The following is an 18355-nucleotide window of genomic DNA, read 5'->3' on the forward strand; positions in this document are numbered from 1 at the left end:
CGTGGGCGGCCGACGACGCGTATTCCGGCCGAAGTCGGGCCGCCCGTGCCCTCAAGTCCGGCTGTTCACAGGGGCGGTCGTGACAGCCGGGACAGCGTGGCGCAGATCACAGCGGTGGCCATGCCTCCGAAGAGGAAGAGCAGCTCCCCGAGGCCGCCGCCGAACACGCCGTCACCCTCGGGGCGTCCGAAGCTCAGGACGATGACGGCGAGGAGCCAGCCGACGCCGGCGGCGACGACGCCGAGCTGGGTGCCGGTGGCGCGCAGCCCTCCGTAGAAGAGTCCGGCGGTCGCGAGGAGGCCGAGGAGCAGTCCGGCGGGGAACCAGGCGGCCTGGACGAGCGCTCCGGCGGTGCCGACGAGGGCGCCGAGGACGAGGAGGACGGCGTACCAGGTGTAGCGGGCGGCCGGGGAGACCTCGGCGGCGGGCGGGGTGGGCGCGGTGCTCATGCGGCGGTCACTCCGGCGAAGAGGTCGGTCTCACGGGTGCCTTCGGGGGCGCCGGGGACGCCCTGGACCAGCTCGTAGTACTCGGTGGTGAAGACGGGCTGGGCGAGGTCGTTGGAGAGGGCGAAGAAGGGGCCGTCGACGGCGACCTGGGTCGCGTGCGCGGCCATGGCGGCGGTCTTGCGGGCCGCGTACACCGGGTCGGGGGCGATCTCGGTGGTGATGCGGTCCTCGTCGACGACGCCGGGGACGTCGGCGACCTCGGCGACGGCGGGGAAGGCGGAGCCCTCGGCGCGGAGGCGGGCGAAGCCGGCCTCGGCGACCGGGCGCGGGACGCGGTTCCAGTAGATCTTGGCGATCGCGTGGGCCGGGCCGAGGTCGGGCCGGTACGAGGCGTCCGCCGCGAGTTCGGCGGCGCGGGTGGCGACGCGGTGGGCCTGGATGTGGTCCGGGTGGCCGTACCCGCCGTCGGGGTCGTACGTGACGAGGACCTGCGGGCGGGTCTCGCGGATGACCTCGACGAGGTGGGGGGCGGCGGTGTCGACGTCCGTGTTCCAGAACGCGTTGTCGCGCTTGTTCTGCTCGGCGCCCATCATCCCGGAGTCGCGGAAGCGGCCGGGGCCGCCGAGGAAGCGGTGGTCGGTGACGCCGAGCTCGGCCATGGCGGCGGCGAGTTCGCCGACGCGGTGCGGGCCGAGCCGGTCCTCGCGGTCGGGGGCCAGGTGGGCGAGTTCGGGCGGGATGACCTCGCCCTCCTCGCCGAGGGTGCAGGTGACCAGGGTGACGAGGGCGCCCTCGGCCGCGTACCTGGCCATCGTGGCGCCGTTGTTGATCGACTCGTCGTCGGGGTGCGCGTGCACGAGGAGCAGACGACGGGCGGGGAGATCGGACATGGCCCCAGCCTACGAGACCCCTGTCGCGGGGGCTCCCGAAGCCTGACGGGTCAGAACTTGATGCCGCCGATCATGTTCGCCACGTTCGTCGTCAGGGTGCTGACGGACGGGGCGATGGAGGAGCTCGCCAGGTAGAACCCGAGGAGCGCGCAGATCGCCGCGTGTCCCGCCTTCAGCCCGGATTTCCGGATGAGCAGGAAGACGACGATCGCCAGCAGCACCACCACCGAAATCGAGAGTGCCACGGCGGTTCACCTCCACGCTTCTTCGGTCGGAACGGGCAAGCGGCATGTGCCGGTCGCCTCACACATCGGACTGCATACCCACCTAGCGCTACGGATCATAACTATCCGTGCCACCGCATCGATCGGCGGACGGAGGCACGAGGGGGGCGCACGGCGCTAGTTTCAGCCGCATGACCTCTACGCCGCACACGCCGCCCACACCCCGGGCGACGCTCTCCTTCCCCCGTCAGTTCGCCCGGACACAGCGGTTCACGCTGGGCGTTCCCCGTGGTTTCTCGGTCTCCCCGGACGGGGAGCGGGTCGTCTTCGTCCGGTCGGGCGCGGGTGACGACCGCACGCACAAGCTGTGGGTTCTCGATCTGCCGCGCGACGGCGCGCCGGTCGAGCGGGTGGCCGCCGACCCGGCCGTGCTGCTCGGCGGCGCGGCCGAGGAGCTGTCCGCCGAGGAGCGGGCGCGGCGCGAGCGGAGCCGGGAGGGCTCGGCCGGGGTCGTCGCGTACGCGGTGGACTCGGCGGTCGAGGTGGCGGCGTTCGCCCTGTCGGGGCGGCTGTTCACGGCCGAGCTGCGGGCCGGTACGGCGCGGGAGCTGGCGGTGCCGGGGCCGGTCGTCGACCCTCGTCCGTCGCCGGACGGGCGCCTGGTGGCCTACGTGGCGCAGGGGGCGCTGCGGGTGGTCGGAGCGGACGGTTCCGGCGATCGGGAGGTCGCCGGGCCCGAGGACGGGAACGTCTCCTACGGATTGGCCGAATTCATCGCATCGGAGGAGATGGGAAGAGACCGTGGGTACTGGTGGTCCCCCGCCTCCGACCGGTTGCTCGTCGCGCGCGCGGACGACGGGGACGTACGCCGTTGGTGGATCGCGGACCCGGCGCACCCGGAGCGGGAGCCGCAGCGGGTCGCGTACCCGGCGGCGGGGACGGCCAACGCGGAGGTGCGGCTCTTCCTCATGGGCCTCGGCGGGGCGTCCGGTGCCGACCGCACGGAGGTCGTGTGGGACCGCGAGCGGTACCCCTGTCTGGCGCGGGTGCACTGGTCGTCGGCGGGCGCGCCGCTCCTCGTCGTCCAGGGCCGGGACCAGCGGACGCAGCTGAACCTGTCGGTGGACGTCGCGTCGGGGAAGACGACGGCCGTCCGGGCCGAGGAGGACCCGGCCTGGCTCGAACTGCTCCCCGGGGTGCCGGCGTGGGCCCCGGACGGGCGGCTCGTGCGGCTCTCGGACGAGAGCGGGGCGCGGGCGCTCGTCGTGGGCGAGGAGGCGCTGACGGACGGTTCGCTGCACGTGCGGGCGGTCCTCGGGCTCGGTGAGGACGACGTGCTCGTCTCCGCCTCCGCGGGGGCCTCGGCGCCCGCGCCGGAGACCGGCGAGATCCACGTCTACCGGGTGACCGCCGGGGGTGCCGAGCGGCTCTCCGAGGGCGTCGGCGTCCACGGGGCCGTACGGGGCGGGCCGGTGACCGTCCTCGTCTCGGCGCGGCCGGAGGCGCCGGGGAGCACGGCCCGGGTGCTGCGGGACGGCGAGGAGGTCGCCGTGGTGGCCTCGTACGCCCAGAAGCCGGTGGTCTCCGCGCGCGTACGCCTCACGGAGGCGGGCGCGCGGCGGATCCCGTGCGCGGTGCTGCTGCCCACGGGGTACGAGGAGGGGGACGGGCCGCTGCCGGTCCTCATGGACCCGTACGGCGGCCCGCACGGGCAGCGCGTGACGGCGTCCCACAACCCGCATCTGACGTCCCAGTGGTTCGCCGACCAGGGGTTCGCGGTGGTCGTGGCGGACGGGCGGGGCACGCCGGGCCGCTCCCCCGCCTGGGAGAAGGCGATCCTGCGCGACTTCACGCCAACCCTCGACGACCAGGTGGACGCGCTGCGCGCACTCGCCGAGCGGTTCCCGTTCGATCTGGAGCGGGTCGCGATCCGGGGCTGGTCGTACGGCGGTTACCTCGCCGCGCGTGCGGTGCTCCAGCGGCCCGACGTCTTCCACGCGGCGGTCGCGGGCGCGCCGGTGACGGACTGGCGGCTGTACGACACCCACTACACGGAGCGGTACCTCGGCACCCCGCAGGACGATCCGGAGGTGTACGCGACGCAGTCGCTGCTCACCGACGACGGGCTCGTCGCGCCCGAGGAGCCGGTGCGGCCCCTGATGGTGGTGCACGGCCTCGCCGACGACAACGTGGTCGTCGCGCACGCGCTGCGCCTCTCGTCGGCGCTGCTCGCCGCGGGCCGGCCGCACGAGGTGCTGCCGCTGTCGGGGGTCACGCACATGACGCCGCAGGAACAGGTGGCGGAGAACCTGCTGCTGCTTCAGGTGGACTTCCTGAAGCGGGCGCTGGGGATGGAGGGGTAGGGCGGGCCGGTCGGGCGGCAGGGCCGTCGGGCCCTGCCGTCACCAGCCGGGCGGCGGGGAGGACGGGGGCGCGGGCGGGCCGTGGGAACCGGGCGGCGGCCCGTACGAGCCCGGTGCACCGTACGAGCCGGGAGCACCGTATGAGCCGGGAGCGCCGTACGAGCCCGGCGCGCCGCCATAGGAGCCGTACGAGCCGTGGCGGGCGGGCGTGGTGACGGGGGTGCCGCGTCCGGCCAGGAGGGCCAGGACGGCGCTCCCGGCGAGCAGCTCGAAGACGACGGTGAGGAGCGACAGGACCTCCAGGGCCGCGCCGCCGTCCCAGACGTGGACGAACGTCCCCGCCCGGAGGGCCTGCGCGGTCCCGAGGAGGCCGTACGTGGCCAGGACCGCGCCGCCCAGGAGCCCGAAGGCCCGGGTGTGCCCGGCGCGGGCGAATGCGGCGAAGGCCCCTGTCGCGTACAGGCCGAGGAGGGTCAGCGACATCCAGGCGGGCGGCGGCGCGAGGCTCACGGCCATGACGGTCCGGCCGCCGAGGACGCGGTCGACCGTGTACTGCAGGTCCAGTTCGGTGGCGACGTAGATCTCCCACCCGAGCACGACGAGCGCTCCGGCCAGGAGGAGGACGCCCGCGCCGGCGGCCCTGCCCGGGACCGGCCGGGTGGGGACCCGCTCGGCGGGCGAGTGGGGGTCGCGGCGGCCTGCGGCGGCGACGACCAGCAGGCCGACGGCGAGGGCGACGTCGAGCAGCGAGGTGACGAGCGCCGCGTTGTCACCGCCCCAGACGCCGGGCAGGCGTACGGCAAGGGTGAGGGCTCCGGCGGCGGCGAGCGCGGAGGCGGCGTGGCCGGAGCGCAGGGCCGCGACGGCGGCGGCGACGGAGACGGCGAGGAGCAGCGGGTCGAGCAGGGAGGTGGCGGCCGACCCCCGCACGACGTACTGGTAGTCCCCGGCCCAGGCCCATAAGAGGTCGGCGGGCGAACCGACCGCCGCGAGGTCCTTGAGGACCCAGACGGCGGAGACGAGGGCGAGCACGGCGCAGAGCGCGGCGCCCGTGAGACGTGCGGGTCGCGTCACAGTCACGGTCCCGATACTCACGGTCGCGGCCCGGCGAAACAAGCGGTTCCGCGTAACGCGAGGGGCCGGGGATGCGGGAAGCCGGACCGGGGGCGACATGGCGCGCCTCCGGCCCGGCTCACGGCACCCGCACGGCCGTACGCAGAGCAGTCTCGCGTGTCCGTATATCGGTCCCGATTCCGCCGGATTGCCGGTGCGTTAAAGGGACTTGGGGCCGGGCTCCGCCGGGGGCTCCAAGCCGCCGGGCGGCTCCTGTCCGCCGGTGTCCTCCGGCGGGACGACCTGCTTCTCCTCGGCGAAGTGGCAGGCCGAGTCGTGCTTCGCCGGGCTGTCGGTGAGGCGGAAGACGGCGGGCACGGCGAGGAGCGGGACCTCCAGGGCGCACCGTTCCTGCGCCTTCCAGCAGCGGGTGCGGAAGCGGCAGCCTGAGGGGACGTTGGCCGGTGAGGGGACGTCGCCGGTGAGGATGATCCGTTCGCGGTGGGCGCGGGCCTCCGGGTCGGGGACGGGGACGGCGGAGAGCAGCGCCTGCGTGTACGGGTGGGTGGGGTGGTCGTAGATCTCGGCGTCGCTGCCGATCTCGACGACCCGGCCCAGGTACATGACGCCGACGCGGTCGGAGATGTGCCGGACGATCGACAGGTCGTGGGCGATGAACACGTAACTGAGGGAGAACTCCTGCTGGAGCTTCTCCAGGAGGTTGACGACCTGCGCCTGGACGGAGACGTCGAGGGCGGAGACGGGCTCGTCCGCGACGATGATCTCGGGCTGGAGCGCGAGGCCGCGGGCGATGCCGATGCGCTGGCGCTGGCCGCCGGAGAACTGGTGCGGATAGCGGTTGATGTACTCGGGGTTGAGGCCGACGACGTCCAGGAGGTCCTGGACCTTGCGGCGGCGGTCCCCCTTCGGCGCGACCTCGGGGTGGATCTCGTACGGCTCGCCGATGATGTCGCCGACCGTCATGCGGGGGTTGAGCGAGGTGTACGGGTCCTGGAACACCATCTGGATGTTGCGGCGGACGGCCTTGAGGGCGCGCGGGGAGAGCTTGGTGATGTCCTCGCCCTTGTAGCGGATCTCGCCGGAGGTGGGGCGTTCGAGGTTGACGAGCATCTTGGCGACGGTGGACTTGCCGCAGCCGGACTCGCCGACGATGCCGAGGGTCTCGCCGGCGGCGAGGGTGAAGTCGACGCCGTCGACGGCCTTGACGGCGCCGACCTGCTTCTTGAACAGGATGCCCTGGGTGAGGGGGTAGTGCTTGTGGAGGTCCCGGACTTCGAGGATGGCCTCGGACGTCCTGGCTTTCTCAGCCGTGGCAGCCGTGTCAGCCATGGAGGCACTCCTTCCAGAAGTGGCAGGCGCTGGAGCGCGGTACCGGGGACTCGGTCACCTCGTACAGCGGGGGCACGTCGGTGCGGCAGACGTCCTGGGCCATGGGGCAGCGGGGGTTGAAGGCGCAGCCGGGCGGGATGGCGAGCAGGTTGGGCGGGAGGCCCTTGATCGCGTACAGCTCCTGGCCCTTCTGGTCCAGGCGCGGGATGGAGTCGAGCAGGCCCCGGGTGTAGGGGTGGGCGGGGGCCTTGTAGATCTCGTGGACGGGGGCCCGTTCGACGATCCGGCCGGCGTACATGACGGCGATCTTGTCGGCGACGTCGGCGACGACGCCGAGGTCGTGGGTGATGAGGATGAGCCCCATGTTGAGTTCGCGCTGGAGCTCGGCGAGGAGGTCCATGACCTGGGCCTGGACGGTGACGTCGAGGGCGGTGGTGGGCTCGTCCGCGATGATCAGCTCGGGTTCGAGGGCGAGCGCCATGGCGATCATGATGCGCTGGCGCATGCCGCCGGAGAACTGGTGGGGGTACTGGCCCACGCGTTCCTTGGCGGCGGGGATGCGGACGCGGTCCATGAGCTCGACGGCCTTGGCCCGGGAGTCCTTCCGGGACATGCCCTTGTGGACCTGGAACATCTCGCCGAGCTGGTCGCCGACGCTGACCACGGGGTTGAGCGAGGACAGGGCGTCCTGGAAGACCATCGCCATCTTGGCGCCGCGGATCTTGCGGCGCTCCTCCTCCTTGAGCTTGAGGAGGTCCTGTCCCTGGAAGAGGATCTCGCCCTGGCTGATCTTGCCGGGGGGCATGTCGAGGATGCCCATGACGGCCTGGGCGGTGACGGACTTGCCGGAGCCGGACTCGCCGAGGACGGCGAGGGTCTCCCCGGCGTCGACGGAGTAGTCGACGCCGTTGACGGCCTTGGCGACGCCCTCGCGGGTGTGGAACTCCACGTGCAGGTTGCGCACTTCGAGCAGCATGGGTCCCTACCTCAGCTTCGGGTCGAGGGCGTCGCGGACGGCGTCGCCGAGCATGATGAAGGCGAGCACCGTCACCGCGAGGGCGCCGGAGGGCCAGAGCAGCATGTGCGGCGCGTTGCGGATGTACGGCGACGCCGAGGAGATGTCGATGCCCCAGGAGACGGTCGGGGGCTTCAGGCCGACGCCGAGGAAGGAGAGCGTCGCCTCCAGGGCGATGTAGGTGCCGAGGGCGATGGTGGCGACGACGATGACCGGCGCGACGGCGTTGGGCGTGATGTGCCGCAGCAGCATCCGGGAGTTGGAGGCGCCGAGCGCGCGGGCGGCCTGGACGTAGTCGTTCTGTTTGGCGGTGATGACCGAGCCGCGGGCGATGCGGGAGATCTGCGGCCAGCCGAGCAGGATCATGAAGCCGATGACGGGCCAGACGGTGGCGTTGCTGACGACGGAGAGCAGGACGAGGCCGCCGAGGACGACGGGGATGGCGAAGAAGACGTCGGTGATGCGGGAGAGGATCCCGTCCCAGAATCCGCCGAAGAAGCCGGCGAGGCCGCCGAGGAGCGAGCCGATGAGGGTCACGCCGAGGGTGGCGAAGACGCCGACCTGGATGGAGGCCCTGGCTCCGTAGACGGTTCGGGTGTAGACGTCGCAGCCCTGGCCGTTGAAGCCGAAGGGGTGGCCGGGCTGGGAGCCTTCCTGTGCCTTGGAGAGGTCGCAGTCGAGGGGGTCGCCGGAGGCGATGAGCTGCGGCCAGATGGCGATGACGACCAGGAAGAGGATGACCAGGCCCGAGATGATGAAGACGGGGTTGCGGCGCAGGTCGTGCCAGGCGTCGGACCACAGGGAGCGGGGCTTCTTGTCGGTTCCCGTGCCCCGGGGGCCCCCGGGGGTCTTCTCGAGGGTCTCCGCCTCGGCCATGGCGAGGTCGGTCGCGCCTCCGGCGCCGGTGGCGGCGATGGAGCGGCCCTCTTCGACGGGTTCGAGCGGCTCAGGCATAGCGGATCCTCGGGTCAAGGACGGCGTACAGGAGATCGACCAGCAGGTTCGCCAGCAGGAAGATCAGGACGAGGATGGTGACGAAGCCGACCACGGTCTGCGTGTTCTGGCGGAGGATGCCCTGGTAGAGCTGGTAGCCGACACCGTGGATGTTGAAGATCCGCTCGGTGACGATGGCGCCGCCCATGAGCGCGCCGACGTCCGCGCCGATGAAGGTGACGACGGGGATGAGGCTGTTGCGCAGCAGGTGGCGGCTGATGACCCGGCGGCGCGGCAGGCCCTTGGCGACGGCGGTGCGGACGTAGTCGGCCCGCTTGTTCTCGGCGATCGAGGTCCGGGTGAGCCGGGTGACGTACGCGAGCGAGACCGAGGCGAGGACGAGGCCGGGGACGATGAGCTCGTTGAAGGGGGCCTCGGGCGAGACGGCGGGCTTGATCCAGCCCCACTTGACGCCGAGGAGGAGCTGCACGAGCAGGCCGGTGACGAAGGTCGGGATGGCGAGGACGACCAGGGTGAGCAGCAGGACGGCCGTGTCGACGGGGCGTCCGCGCTTGAGGCCGGTGAGCACGCCGAGGCTGATGCCGATGACGATCTCGAAGAGGATCGCGACGATGGTGAGCCTGATGGTGACGGGGAAGGCGGCGGCCATCAGTTCGGTGACCGGCTGCCCGTTGAAGGCGGTGCCGAAGTCTCCGGTGAAGACGTTGCCCATGTAGGTCAGGTACTGCTGCCAGACGGGCTTGTCGAGTCCGAACTCCTTCCTCAGCTGGGCGGCGGTCGCCGGGTCGCACGCGCGGTCGCCGCACAGTCCGGCGATGGGGTCGCCCATCACGTTCACCATCAGGAAGATCAACAGCGTGGCGCCGAAGAAGACCGGGATCATCTGCAGCAGTCGCCGGATCACATAACGACCCATGAGGGGCTCCGGGGGTTGGCTCCGGGTAGAGGGTGGTGGGCTCCGGGTGGGGCCCGGAACGGCGTACGGCCCGGCGCGGGGTGTCCGCTGGCCGGGCCGTGCGCCGCCGACCTTCTACGACGTCAGTTGACCTTGATCTGGTCGTAGACCGGCACGCTGAAGGAGTTCAGGCTCACGTTGGAGACCTTCTCCGAGTAGCCGGCGCTGCCGTTCTGGTACCAGAGCGGGATCGCGCCCATGTCGTCGCGGAGGACGCCCTCGGCCTGCTGGAAGAGCTGCACCGCCTTGGCCGTGTCGCTCTCGGCGTTGGCCTGGTCCACCAGCTTGTCGAACTCCTTGTCCGAGTACTTGCCGTCGTTGGACGAGGCGTTCGTGTAGTACAGCGGCTGGAGGAAGTTCTGGATGAGCGGGTAGTCCATCTGCCAGCCGGCGCGGAACGGCCCCGTCAGCTTCTGGGTCGTGACCTGGTTGCGGTAGTCGGCGAAGGTGCCGACCGGATTGCCGACACAGGCGGTGTTGTTGCCGAGGGCGCGGTTGATGGAGTTGCAGACCGCGTCCACCCACTCCTTGTGGGAGCCCGTGTCGGCGTTGTACGAGATCTTCATCGTGCCGCCGGGGATGCCGCCGCCCTCCGCGACCAGGGCCTTGGCCTTGGCCGGGTCGTACTGGCAGAACTCGCCGCAGACGTCCTTGTAGCCGCCGTCCTCGCCGAGCACCGGGGAGGTCCAGTCCTTGGCGGGGGTGCGGGTCTTCTGGAAGATCGTCTCGGTGATCTGCTCCCGGTCGATGGCCATGGAGAGGCCCTGCCGGAGCTTGTTCTGGTTGGGCTTGTTCCAGTTGGCGTCGTAGAACGGGAACGACAGGGTCTGGATGATGCCGGCGGGGACGTTGATGTACCGGTCGCCGAGGTCCGCCGAGACGTTCTTCAGCTGGGCGGCGGGGACGTCGTCGACGAGGTCGAGGTTGCCGGCCGTCAGGTCGGTGTAGGCGGTGTTGTTGTCGGTGTAGACCTTGAGGGTCACGCCGCCGTTCTGCGCCTTGTCGGCGCCCGGGTAGTCGTCCCAGCGCTTGAGCTGCATCTGCGAGCCCTTGGCGTACGAGTCGATCGTGTACGGGCCGTTGCCGACGGGCTTCGACAGCCAGGCCGCGTGGTCGTCGAAGAAGGCCTTCGGCAGCGGGGAGAAGGCGGAGTAGCCGAGGGTCACCGGCCAGGTGGAGAACTTCTGGGTGAGCTTGACCGTGAAGGTCCGGTCGCCGGTGACCTTGAGGCCGGACATGGTCTCGGCGGTCGGCTCGCCCGACTCGGGGTGGACCTTGTCGTAGCCCTCGATCTGGCCGAAGAAGTACGCGTTCTTCTGGTTGTTCTTCAGGTGGGCGCCGTAGTTCCAGGCGTCCACGAAGGACTTGGCGGTGACCTTCTCGCCGTTGGAGAAGGTCCAGCCGTCCTTGACCGTGATGGTGAAGTTCGTCGAGTCGGTCGTCTCGATCTTCTCGGCGAGCATGTCCTTGGCCTCGCCGGTCTTCGGGTCGTACTCCTTCAGCCCCCGGAAGATCATGGAGAGGACCTTGCCGCCCTGCACCTCGTTGGTGTTCGCCGGCTCCAGTGGGTTCTGGGGGTCGCCCCACGAGGAGGTCACGATGCCGTCGGCCCCTCCACCACCGCCGCTGTCGTCGCCGCCGCCGCATGCGGTCGCCGCGAGGGCGACTGCGGTGGCCAGTGCGGCCCACTTGGCGTGCGTGGCTCCGCGCATGGAGTGCCTCCCATATGTCCTCAAGTGTGACTTAGGGCTCAATATGACCCGAAATCAGAAGGCACGCATGTTGTCGGCGTCCGGATAGGGGACGGATGTGCGGCGCCGTCACCGCTCAGGCGAGCAGACGGGCGAACGTGCGGGCGTCGACGCGTCCGTCGGGGGGCAGTGCCGCGCCCTCCTGGAAGGCCGTGACCGACTTCTCCGTCACCGGCCCGAAGACCCCGTCGAGCGGGGTCGGGAGGCCGCGCGCGGCCAGCAGCAGCTGGACGGCCCTGACGCTCTCGCCCGACGCGTCCCGCCGCACCGGCGCGGAGAGCTGGTGCCAGAGCTGAGGGCCCGCCAGCGCGTCGGGGGTCGCGCGGACCAGCGCCCGGAAGTCCCGTACGGCCCGGTCGGTGGCGGGGCCGTAGAAGCCGTCGGCGGCGAGGGGCGCGCCACGGCCGGCCAGGAGGTGCTGCAGCGCCCGCACGGCCGGGCCGGAGTCGCCGGGGTGGAGGACGGGCCACTCCGGGGCCGCCGGGTCGCCGCCGATCCGGTCGGCCACGTCCGCGCGGAGCTTCGGCAGCAGGGCGTACAGCCGGTCTCCGGGGCACTCGGTGGCGTTGAAGTCCCGGTGGCCGTAGATCTGGTACGCCCGCAGGCCGTACTGGTGGCAGATGTGGGCGCAGAGGTCGACGAGGGCCTCGTACTGCGTCTCGCGCGGGTCGACGGAGCCGTACGTGCCCTCGGTCTCGATGCCGATGGCCACGGTGTTCTGTCCGGTGCAGTGCGCGGACTCGACCGTACGGGTCCCCCGCCGGAGCTCGGCGAGGGAACCGTGCCGGCCCTCGACGACGTGCCCGCCGCGGCTGAGGGTGAAGTGCTGGCCGGTGTCGCTCCAGCCCCGGTCGGCGATCGCCCAGTGCTGCATGGAGCGGGCGAGCCGGAAGGCCGCCTCCCGGCTGTAGTCGGTGACGTTGGGCGTGGCCGTGTGGTGGACGAGGATCTTGACCGGCGGGGCGGGGACGGTGGTGAGGGGCTCGGCCGGCGGGGCGGCGCCCCAGGTTCCGCAGTCCGCGACGGCGGGGGGCTCCGGCGGGGAGGCGGCGGGCGGCTCGGCGGAGGCGGCGGCGCGCGGCTCCGCGAGGGGGGCCGGGGGCGGCGGCGCGAGGGGGGCGGCGGCGCGCGCCTCGGCGGGCGGCAGGGCGGCGGTCGCGCCCAGGGCGAATGCGCCGGTCAGCGCACCGGTCAGGAACGTGCGGCGGCGGGGGTTCATCGGTCCGGTCGCGGTGATCATGGGCACGACCATGTCCCGGGCGACGGGCCGGGACGTGGAGACGCCGCCGTGCCCGGGGTCGTACTTCACCCTGACGCAGGTCGCCTCCCCCGGGCGCGCGTGCGAAACGGCCGGCCCCCCGCGCCGTCTCGGGCGCCGGGGGCCGGCCGTGCTGCGGGGTGTTTCAGCGCACTGGCGTCAGTGCACCGGCACGACCTGCTTCTCCTCGGCGAAGTGGCACGCCGAGAAGTGGGCGGCCGGGGTGTTCTGGCCCTGGAAGCGCTGCGGGACCGCGAGGACAGGGGTCTCCTGCGCGCACTTCTCCTGCGCCTTCCAGCAACGGGTGCGGAAGCTGCAGCCCGACGGCGGGTTCGCCGGCGAGGGGACGTCACCGGTGAGGATGATCCGCTCGCGGTGCGCGCGGGCCTCCGGGTCCGGCACCGGCACCGCGGAGAGCAGCGCCTGGGTGTAGGGGTGCGTCGGGTGCTCGTAGATCTGCTCGTCCGTACCGATCTCGGCCATCTTGCCGAGGTACATGACGCCGACACGGTCGGAGATGTGCCGGACGATCGACAGGTCGTGCGCGATGAAGACGTAGGAGAGGTTGAACTCGTCCTGCAGCTTCCCCATCAGGTTGATGACCTGCGCCTGGACGGAGACGTCCAGGGCCGAGACCGGCTCGTCGCAGATGATGATCTCCGGGTTGAGCGCGAGGCCGCGGGCGATGCCGATGCGCTGGCGCTGACCGCCGGAGAACTGGTGCGGGTACCGGTTGATGTACTCCGGGTTGAGACCGACGACGTCCAGGAGCTCCTGCACCTTGCGGCGCCGGTCGCCCTTGGGGGCCACCTCGGGGTGGATGTCGAAGGGCTCGCCGATGATGTCGCCGACCGTCATGCGCGGGTTCAGCGAGGTGTACGGGTCCTGGAACACCATCTGGATGTTGCGGCGGACGGCCTTCAGGGCGCGGCCGGACAGCTTGGTGATGTCCTGGCCCTTGTAGAAGACCTCGCCCGCGGTGGCGCGCTCCAGGTTCATGAGGAGCTTGGCGACCGTGGACTTGCCACAGCCGGACTCGCCCACGATGCCGAGGGTCTCGCCCTGGTAGAGGTCGAAGGAGACCCCGTCCACGGCCTTGACCGCGCCGACCTGCTTCTTGAAGAGGATGCCCTGCGTCAGCGGGAAGTGCTTCTTCAGGTTGCGCACCTGGAGGATCGGCTCCCCGCGGCCCACGGGGGCCTCAAGGGCGGCGGCCACGGCGTCCTCGTTGTTGATGTCAGCCATGGATCGTCTCCTTCCAGAAGTGGCAGGCGCTCTTGCGGCCCGGGAGGTCCGCGCCGTCCAGCTCGGTGACCGGAACCAGCGCGGGGATCTCCGTGCGGCAGAGGTCGTCGGCCTTGGGGCAACGCGGGTTGAAGGCGCAACCGGTGGGCACCTTCAGGAGGTTGGGCGGCAGACCCTTGATCGCGTAGAGCTCCTGGCCCTTCTGGTCCAGGCGCGGGATCGAGTCGAGGAGACCCCGGGTGTACGGGTGCGCGGGGCGCGCGTACAGCTCGTGCACCGGCGCCTGCTCGACGATCCGGCCGGCGTACATCACGGCGATCTTGTCCGCGACGTCGGCGACGACGCCGAGGTCGTGGGTGATCAGGATCAGACCCATGTTGTATTCCTGCTGGAGCTCCGCGAGGAGGTCCATGACCTGGGCCTGGACGGTCACGTCGAGAGCCGTGGTGGGCTCGTCGGCGATGATCAGGTCCGGCTCCAGGGCGAGCGCCATGGCGATCATGATGCGCTGGCGCATACCGCCGGAGAACTGGTGGGGGTAGTCGGTGACCCGCGCCTTGGCGGCGGGGATCTTGACCTTGTCCATCAGCTCGATGGCCTTGACCTTGGCGTCCTTCTTGGACATGCCGTGGTGCACGCGGAACATCTCGCCGAGCTGGTAGCCGACGGAGAGGACCGGGTTCAGGGAGGACAGCGCGTCCTGGAAGATCATGGCGATCTTCCGGCCGCGGATCTTCCGGCGCTCCTCCTCGGACATCTTCAGCATGTCCTGGCCGCGGAAGAGGATCTCGCCCTGCGGGATCTTGCCGGGGGGCATGTCGAGGATGCCCATGACGGCCTGCGCCGTCACGGACTTGCCGGAACCGGACTCGCCGAGGACGGCGAGGGTCTCGCCGGCGTTCACCGAGTAGTTCACGCCGTTGACCGCCTTGGCCACACCGTCACGGGTGTGGAACTCGACGTGCAGGTCACGGACTTCGAGCAGCGGACCGTTGTGGTCGGAGTCGCCGCGCGGCGACGGGACGGTCGCGGTCTGGTCGATGATGCTCATCTTTTACGCCCTCCTCAGCGCAGCTTGGGGTCGAGGGCGTTGCGGACGGCTTCGCCGAGCATGATGAACGCCAGAACGGTGAGGCTCAGCATGATCGAGGGCCAGAGCAGGACGTGCGGGGCCACTCGGATCTGGGCGACACCGGCGGAGATGTCGACACCCCAGGAGACGGTCGGGGCGGCGAGGCCCAGGCCGAGGAAGGACAGGGTGGCCTCGGCCGAGATGTAGCCGCCGAGCGCGATGGTCGCGACGACGATCACGGGCGCCATGGCGTTGGGCAGGATGTGCCGGAAGAGGATCCGGCTCGTACCCGCGCCGAGCGCCTTGGCGGCGTGGACGTAGTCGGCCTGCTTGATCGTGATCACGGCACCGCGCATGACGCGGGTGATCTGGGTCCAGCCGAGGAACGCCAGGGCGAAGACGACGACCCAGACGGTGCGCTCGACGAAGGACTGCAGGACGACCATGGCACCGAGCAGGAACGGGATGCCGAAGAAGACGTCCGTCAGGCGGGACAGCACGGCGTCGACCCAGCCACCGAAGTAGCCGGAGATCATGCCCATGATGCCGCCGACGAGGGTGACGATCGCGGTCACGGCGACGCCGACGATGATCGAGGCACGGGTGCCGTAGATCAGTCGGGCGTAGACGGAACGGCCCTGCTGGTCGTAGCCCAGCCACTCGGGCGAGCCTATGGAGCCGAGCTCCGGCTTGCTGAGGAAGTGGTGGACCAGGTCACCGGTCGTCGGGGACGCGCTGGTGAAGAGGCTCGGCACGGCCGAGATGATCAGCAGCAGGGCGATCAGCACGGACGAGACGATGAAGTACGGGTTGCGGCGCAGGTCGGCCCAGGCGTCGCCCCAGAGGCTGCGCGCCTTCTCCGGCTTCTCCACCGGCGCGGACACGCCGGCCGCGGGGGCGGCGACGGCCTGGTCGACGGCGGTCGCGGTCTTGGTCACGTCAGGCATACCGGATCCTCGGGTCCAGGACCGCGTACAGCAGGTCGATGAGGAGGCTGGTGATGAGGTAGACGATCACCAGGATGGTCACGAGGCCGACGAGCGTCTCGCCTTCACGCCGGGAGATCGACTCGGCGATGACGCCACCGACACCCTTGATGTTGAAGATCGCCTCGGTGACGACCGCACCGCCCATGAGGGCGCCGATGTCGGTGCCGAGGAAGGTGACGACCGGGATCATCGAGTTGCGCATCAGGTGGACGCCGATGACGCGGCGGCGCGGGAGGCCCTTGGCGACGGCCGTGCGCATGTAGTCGGCGCGCAGGTTCTCCGCCATGGACGTACGCGTGAGGCGCGCCACATAGGCAAGGGAGAGACCACCGAGGACGATGGCCGGAGCGATCATCTCGCTCAGTACCGGTTCGGTGCTGACGTTCGGTGAGATCCAGCCCAGATTGAAGGCGAACACCATCTTGATGATGTAGCCGAGCACGAAGACCGGGATCGAGATGATCAGCAGGGTGAAGATCAGGATCACGTTGTCGGCGAGACGACCGGCACGGAGGCCGCCGATGACGCCGAGGCCGATGCCGAAGATCAGCTCGATGGCGAAGGCCAGGGCGGCGAGCTGGAGCGTGATGGGGAACGCGTCGCCGAGCACTTCCGTGACCGGACGCCCGTTGCGGATCTGGGTACCGAAGTCCTGGTGCCAGACCATGTCCCACATATACGTGACGTACTGCACCCACTGAGGTCGGTCGAGACCGAGTTCATGGCGCTTCGCGGCGAGCGTCGCCGGGTCGGCGCCCTTGTCGCCGAACATGGCAAGCACGGGGTCACCGGGCAGGCTGCGCACCATGAGGAAGATCAGCAGGGTCGTCCCGAGGAATACCGGGATCATCTGGAGCAGTCGTCGTGCGACATAACGCCCCATCATGCCTCCGTTGAGATGTAGCGGCGGCAGCCGACGGGCCCTTCCTCGACACCATGCCCGGATGCGGGCATGGCTGTGTCGTGGAAGGGCCCCCCAGCCACTGCGTAAGGCACCGAGACGGGACTGACTGTCCGTCAGTCCCGTGACGGCGTGCGGACTACGCTTGGGTGATTACTTCTTGACCTCGACGCCGGTCAGGATCGGGTCGCCGTCCTGGCCGTAAGCCACGCCCGAAACCTTCTCGGAGTAGCCCGCGTTGACCTTGTAGTACCAGAGCGGGATGGACGGCATGTAGTTCTTCAGGTCCTTCTCGATGGCCTGGAACTGCTTGACCGACTCGTCCAGCGTGGCCGCACCGTCAGCCTTGGCGATCTTGGCGTCCAGCTCCTTGTTGGAGAAGTCGCCCTGGTTGCCGGCCGCACCCGTGCGGAACAGGTCCGAGATGAAGTTGGCGTTCACCGGGTAGTCGAGCACCCAGCCGGAGCGGTAGAGCGACTTGACCTGCTTGGTCTTGCGAGCGGTCAGGTCGGCCTGGAAGTCCGGCTTGCCGTCGCCGACGCACTTGACGCCGGTGGACTGGGTGATGCTGTTGCAGACAGCGTCGACCCACTCCTTGTGGCCACCATCGGCGTTGAACTGGATGGAGATGGCGTTGTTCGGGACGCCGCCGCCGGCCTTGATGAGCTCCTTGGCCTTGGCGGGGTCGAACTTGGTGACGCCGTTGCCGCCGTCCTCCTGGAAGCCCAGGACGCCCTTGGCGACCCAGCCGGTCGCGGGCTCACGGGTGCCCTGCAGGACCGTCTTGGTGATGGTCGCGCGGTCGATCGCCATGGACAGACCCTGGATGACGCGCGGGTCGACCTGCTTCGGCTTCTTCCACTGGTCGGCGTAGAAGGCGACGGCGATGGTCTGGACGGCGGAGTACGCCTGGTCCACGGCGCGGTCGCCGAGGTCCTGACGGTAGACCGGGAGGTCCTTCGGCGCGATCTGACGCAGGACGTCGACGTTGCCGGACTTCAGGTCCTCGTACGCGGCCTCGAGGGTGGTGTAGTTCTTGAAGACCACACCGCCGTTCTTCGCCTTGTTCGGGCCCTTGTAGCCGTCGAATCGAGTGATCTCGATCTTCTTCTTGTGGTCCCAGCTCTTGAACTTGTAGGGACCGTTGCCGACCGGAGCCTGGCCACCCTTGGTCGGGTCCTTGTAGAAGGACTCGGCCATCGGCGCGAAGACGATGTAGGCCAGCTTGTGCGCGAAGTACGGAACGGCCTTCGACAGCTCGATGGTGAAGGTGTTCTCGTCGACGACCTTCAGGCCGTCGAGCTTGTCGGCGGTCTGCTTGGCGCCCTCGGCGTCCGGGTGGACCTTGTCGTAGCCCTTGATGTCCGCGAACCAGGACGCGAGGCCCTGGGCGTTCTTCAGGCTGGCGTTCCAGTTCCACGCGTCCACGTAGGACTTGGAGGTCACCGGGGTGCCGTCGTGGAAGGTCCAGCCCGGCTTGAGCTTGACGGTCCACAGCTTCGAGTCCGTGGTGGTGACCGACTCGGCGTTGATCATCTCGAGCGAGCCGTCGGGCTTGTACTGGACCAGCGTCGAGAACAGGCCGTCCATGACGGCGGAGCCGTTGGACTCCATCGTGTCACCGGTCAGCAGGGGCTTCTCAGGCTCGCCCAGCTCGACGGAGAAGATTCCGTTCGGGTCAACGGCTCCGCCCTTACCGGCGGCGTCGTCGCCCTTACCCCCGCCACAGGCGGTCGCAGCCAGGGCGACGATGATCGCGCCCGTTACCCACTTGGCGCTCTTGGCACCGCGCATGGGTTCCTCCTCATGAGTCCACTTGTCACTACAAGAGGGGCACTTCGAGTTTCGCCGACACCCCTGACGGCGCTGCACTCAAGTGCCCCGAG

16 protein-coding genes are annotated in these 18355 nt (G+C 70.2%); 1 reads left to right on the top strand and 15 read right to left on the bottom strand.

The window, feature by feature from the left end; all coding sequences use genetic code 11:
* Positions 1–65: 65 nt before the first annotated feature.
* Genes AB0G79_RS29300 through AB0G79_RS29310 form a run of 3 tightly spaced genes read right to left on the bottom strand, consistent with a single transcriptional unit; the run spans position 66 to position 1584 of the window.
* Positions 66–449 carry a DUF6113 family protein gene (locus AB0G79_RS29300; protein WP_360811682.1) on the bottom strand — a complete coding sequence of 128 codons (384 nt, stop codon included), beginning with the start codon at positions 447–449 and terminating at the stop codon, positions 66–68.
* Positions 446–1339, bottom strand: a complete 894-nt coding sequence (gene mshB / locus AB0G79_RS29305; protein ID WP_360811684.1) for an N-acetyl-1-D-myo-inositol-2-amino-2-deoxy-alpha-D-glucopyranoside deacetylase — start codon at positions 1337–1339, stop codon at positions 446–448. Before mshB ends, AB0G79_RS29300 begins: the two co-directional genes overlap by 4 nt.
* A 50-nt stretch (positions 1340–1389) precedes the next feature.
* Positions 1390–1584 carry a hypothetical protein gene (locus tag AB0G79_RS29310; protein ID WP_360811686.1) on the bottom strand — a complete coding sequence of 65 codons (195 nt, stop codon included), beginning with the start codon at positions 1582–1584 and terminating at the stop codon, positions 1390–1392.
* A gap of 170 nt (positions 1585–1754) precedes the next feature.
* Between AB0G79_RS29310 and AB0G79_RS29315 the strand changes: the two genes are divergently transcribed.
* Positions 1755–3926 (top strand): alpha/beta fold hydrolase, encoded by a 2172-nt coding sequence (locus AB0G79_RS29315; protein ID WP_360811688.1) that lies wholly within the window; start codon positions 1755–1757, stop codon positions 3924–3926.
* 39 nt (positions 3927–3965) lie between these two features.
* Here AB0G79_RS29315 and AB0G79_RS29320 read toward each other — a convergent pair whose 3' ends face one another.
* The 12 genes from AB0G79_RS29320 to AB0G79_RS29375 all read right to left on the bottom strand — a co-directional run bounded on the left by AB0G79_RS29320 (position 3966) and on the right by AB0G79_RS29375 (position 18263).
* On the bottom strand, positions 3966–5006 hold the full coding sequence (locus AB0G79_RS29320; RefSeq protein WP_360811690.1) for a hypothetical protein: 1041 nt from the start codon (positions 5004–5006) through the stop codon (positions 3966–3968).
* Between the two features lie 192 nt (positions 5007–5198).
* Positions 5199–6329, bottom strand: coding sequence for a dipeptide ABC transporter ATP-binding protein (locus AB0G79_RS29325; RefSeq protein ID WP_360811692.1), 1131 nt, complete (start codon positions 6327–6329; stop codon positions 5199–5201).
* Positions 6322–7305 (bottom strand): ABC transporter ATP-binding protein, encoded by a 984-nt coding sequence (locus tag AB0G79_RS29330; RefSeq protein WP_360811694.1) that lies wholly within the window; start codon positions 7303–7305, stop codon positions 6322–6324. The genes AB0G79_RS29325 and AB0G79_RS29330 overlap by 8 nt, the downstream gene beginning before the upstream one ends.
* A gap of 6 nt (positions 7306–7311) precedes the next feature.
* Positions 7312–8298, bottom strand: coding sequence for an ABC transporter permease (locus AB0G79_RS29335; RefSeq protein ID WP_360811696.1), 987 nt, complete (start codon positions 8296–8298; stop codon positions 7312–7314).
* Positions 8291–9214, bottom strand: coding sequence for an ABC transporter permease (locus AB0G79_RS29340; protein ID WP_360811698.1), 924 nt, complete (start codon positions 9212–9214; stop codon positions 8291–8293). Before AB0G79_RS29340 ends, AB0G79_RS29335 begins: the two co-directional genes overlap by 8 nt.
* 122 nt (positions 9215–9336) lie before the next feature.
* Positions 9337–10965: an ABC transporter substrate-binding protein gene (locus AB0G79_RS29345; RefSeq protein WP_360811700.1), complete on the bottom strand. Its 1629-nt coding sequence runs from the start codon at positions 10963–10965 to the stop codon at positions 9337–9339.
* 115 nt (positions 10966–11080) lie between these two features.
* Entirely contained in the window at positions 11081–12313 is a 1233-nt protein-coding gene (locus AB0G79_RS29350; protein ID WP_360811702.1) for an N-acetylmuramoyl-L-alanine amidase, read from the bottom strand.
* A 108-nt stretch (positions 12314–12421) separates the two neighbouring features.
* The gene (locus AB0G79_RS29355; protein ID WP_360811704.1) at positions 12422–13507 is read right to left on the bottom strand and encodes a dipeptide ABC transporter ATP-binding protein; all 1086 of its coding nucleotides are present in this window, start codon (positions 13505–13507) and stop codon (positions 12422–12424) included.
* Complete coding sequence (locus AB0G79_RS29360) at positions 13500–14558, bottom strand: ABC transporter ATP-binding protein (protein WP_360811706.1); 1059 nt, start codon at positions 14556–14558, stop codon at positions 13500–13502. The genes AB0G79_RS29355 and AB0G79_RS29360 overlap by 8 nt, the downstream gene beginning before the upstream one ends.
* Before the next feature lie 14 nt (positions 14559–14572).
* Entirely contained in the window at positions 14573–15526 is a 954-nt protein-coding gene (locus AB0G79_RS29365; RefSeq protein WP_360811708.1) for an ABC transporter permease, read from the bottom strand.
* Complete coding sequence (locus tag AB0G79_RS29370) at positions 15519–16451, bottom strand: ABC transporter permease (RefSeq protein ID WP_360811752.1); 933 nt, start codon at positions 16449–16451, stop codon at positions 15519–15521. The genes AB0G79_RS29365 and AB0G79_RS29370 overlap by 8 nt, the downstream gene beginning before the upstream one ends.
* Before the next feature lie 171 nt (positions 16452–16622).
* Positions 16623–18263 carry an ABC transporter substrate-binding protein gene (locus AB0G79_RS29375; RefSeq protein ID WP_360811710.1) on the bottom strand — a complete coding sequence of 547 codons (1641 nt, stop codon included), beginning with the start codon at positions 18261–18263 and terminating at the stop codon, positions 16623–16625.
* Positions 18264–18355 lie beyond the last annotated feature (92 nt).

The organism is Streptomyces sp. NPDC020807 (genome assembly GCF_040641575.1).
Classification (GTDB): Bacteria; Actinomycetota; Actinomycetes; order Streptomycetales; family Streptomycetaceae; genus Streptomyces.

Coding starts and splice junctions, on each gene's coding strand:
- AB0G79_RS29355 (WP_360811704.1), bottom strand. CDS start 13,507: ATGGCTGACATCAACAACGAGGACGCCGTGGCCGCCGCCCTTGAGGCC.
- AB0G79_RS29345 (WP_360811700.1), bottom strand. CDS start 10,965: ATGCGCGGAGCCACGCACGCCAAGTGGGCCGCACTGGCCACCGCAGTC.
- AB0G79_RS29370 (WP_360811752.1), bottom strand. CDS start 16,451: ATGGGGCGTTATGTCGCACGACGACTGCTCCAGATGATCCCGGTATTC.
- AB0G79_RS29365 (WP_360811708.1), bottom strand. CDS start 15,526: ATGCCTGACGTGACCAAGACCGCGACCGCCGTCGACCAGGCCGTCGCC.
- AB0G79_RS29335 (WP_360811696.1), bottom strand. CDS start 8,298: ATGCCTGAGCCGCTCGAACCCGTCGAAGAGGGCCGCTCCATCGCCGCC.
- AB0G79_RS29375 (WP_360811710.1), bottom strand. CDS start 18,263: ATGCGCGGTGCCAAGAGCGCCAAGTGGGTAACGGGCGCGATCATCGTC.
- AB0G79_RS29360 (WP_360811706.1), bottom strand. CDS start 14,558: ATGAGCATCATCGACCAGACCGCGACCGTCCCGTCGCCGCGCGGCGAC.
- AB0G79_RS29340 (WP_360811698.1), bottom strand. CDS start 9,214: ATGGGTCGTTATGTGATCCGGCGACTGCTGCAGATGATCCCGGTCTTC.
- AB0G79_RS29330 (WP_360811694.1), bottom strand. CDS start 7,305: ATGCTGCTCGAAGTGCGCAACCTGCACGTGGAGTTCCACACCCGCGAG.
- mshB (WP_360811684.1), bottom strand. CDS start 1,339: ATGTCCGATCTCCCCGCCCGTCGTCTGCTCCTCGTGCACGCGCACCCC.
- AB0G79_RS29325 (WP_360811692.1), bottom strand. CDS start 6,329: ATGGCTGACACGGCTGCCACGGCTGAGAAAGCCAGGACGTCCGAGGCC.
- AB0G79_RS29315 (WP_360811688.1), top strand. CDS start 1,755: ATGACCTCTACGCCGCACACGCCGCCCACACCCCGGGCGACGCTCTCC.
- AB0G79_RS29300 (WP_360811682.1), bottom strand. CDS start 449: ATGAGCACCGCGCCCACCCCGCCCGCCGCCGAGGTCTCCCCGGCCGCC.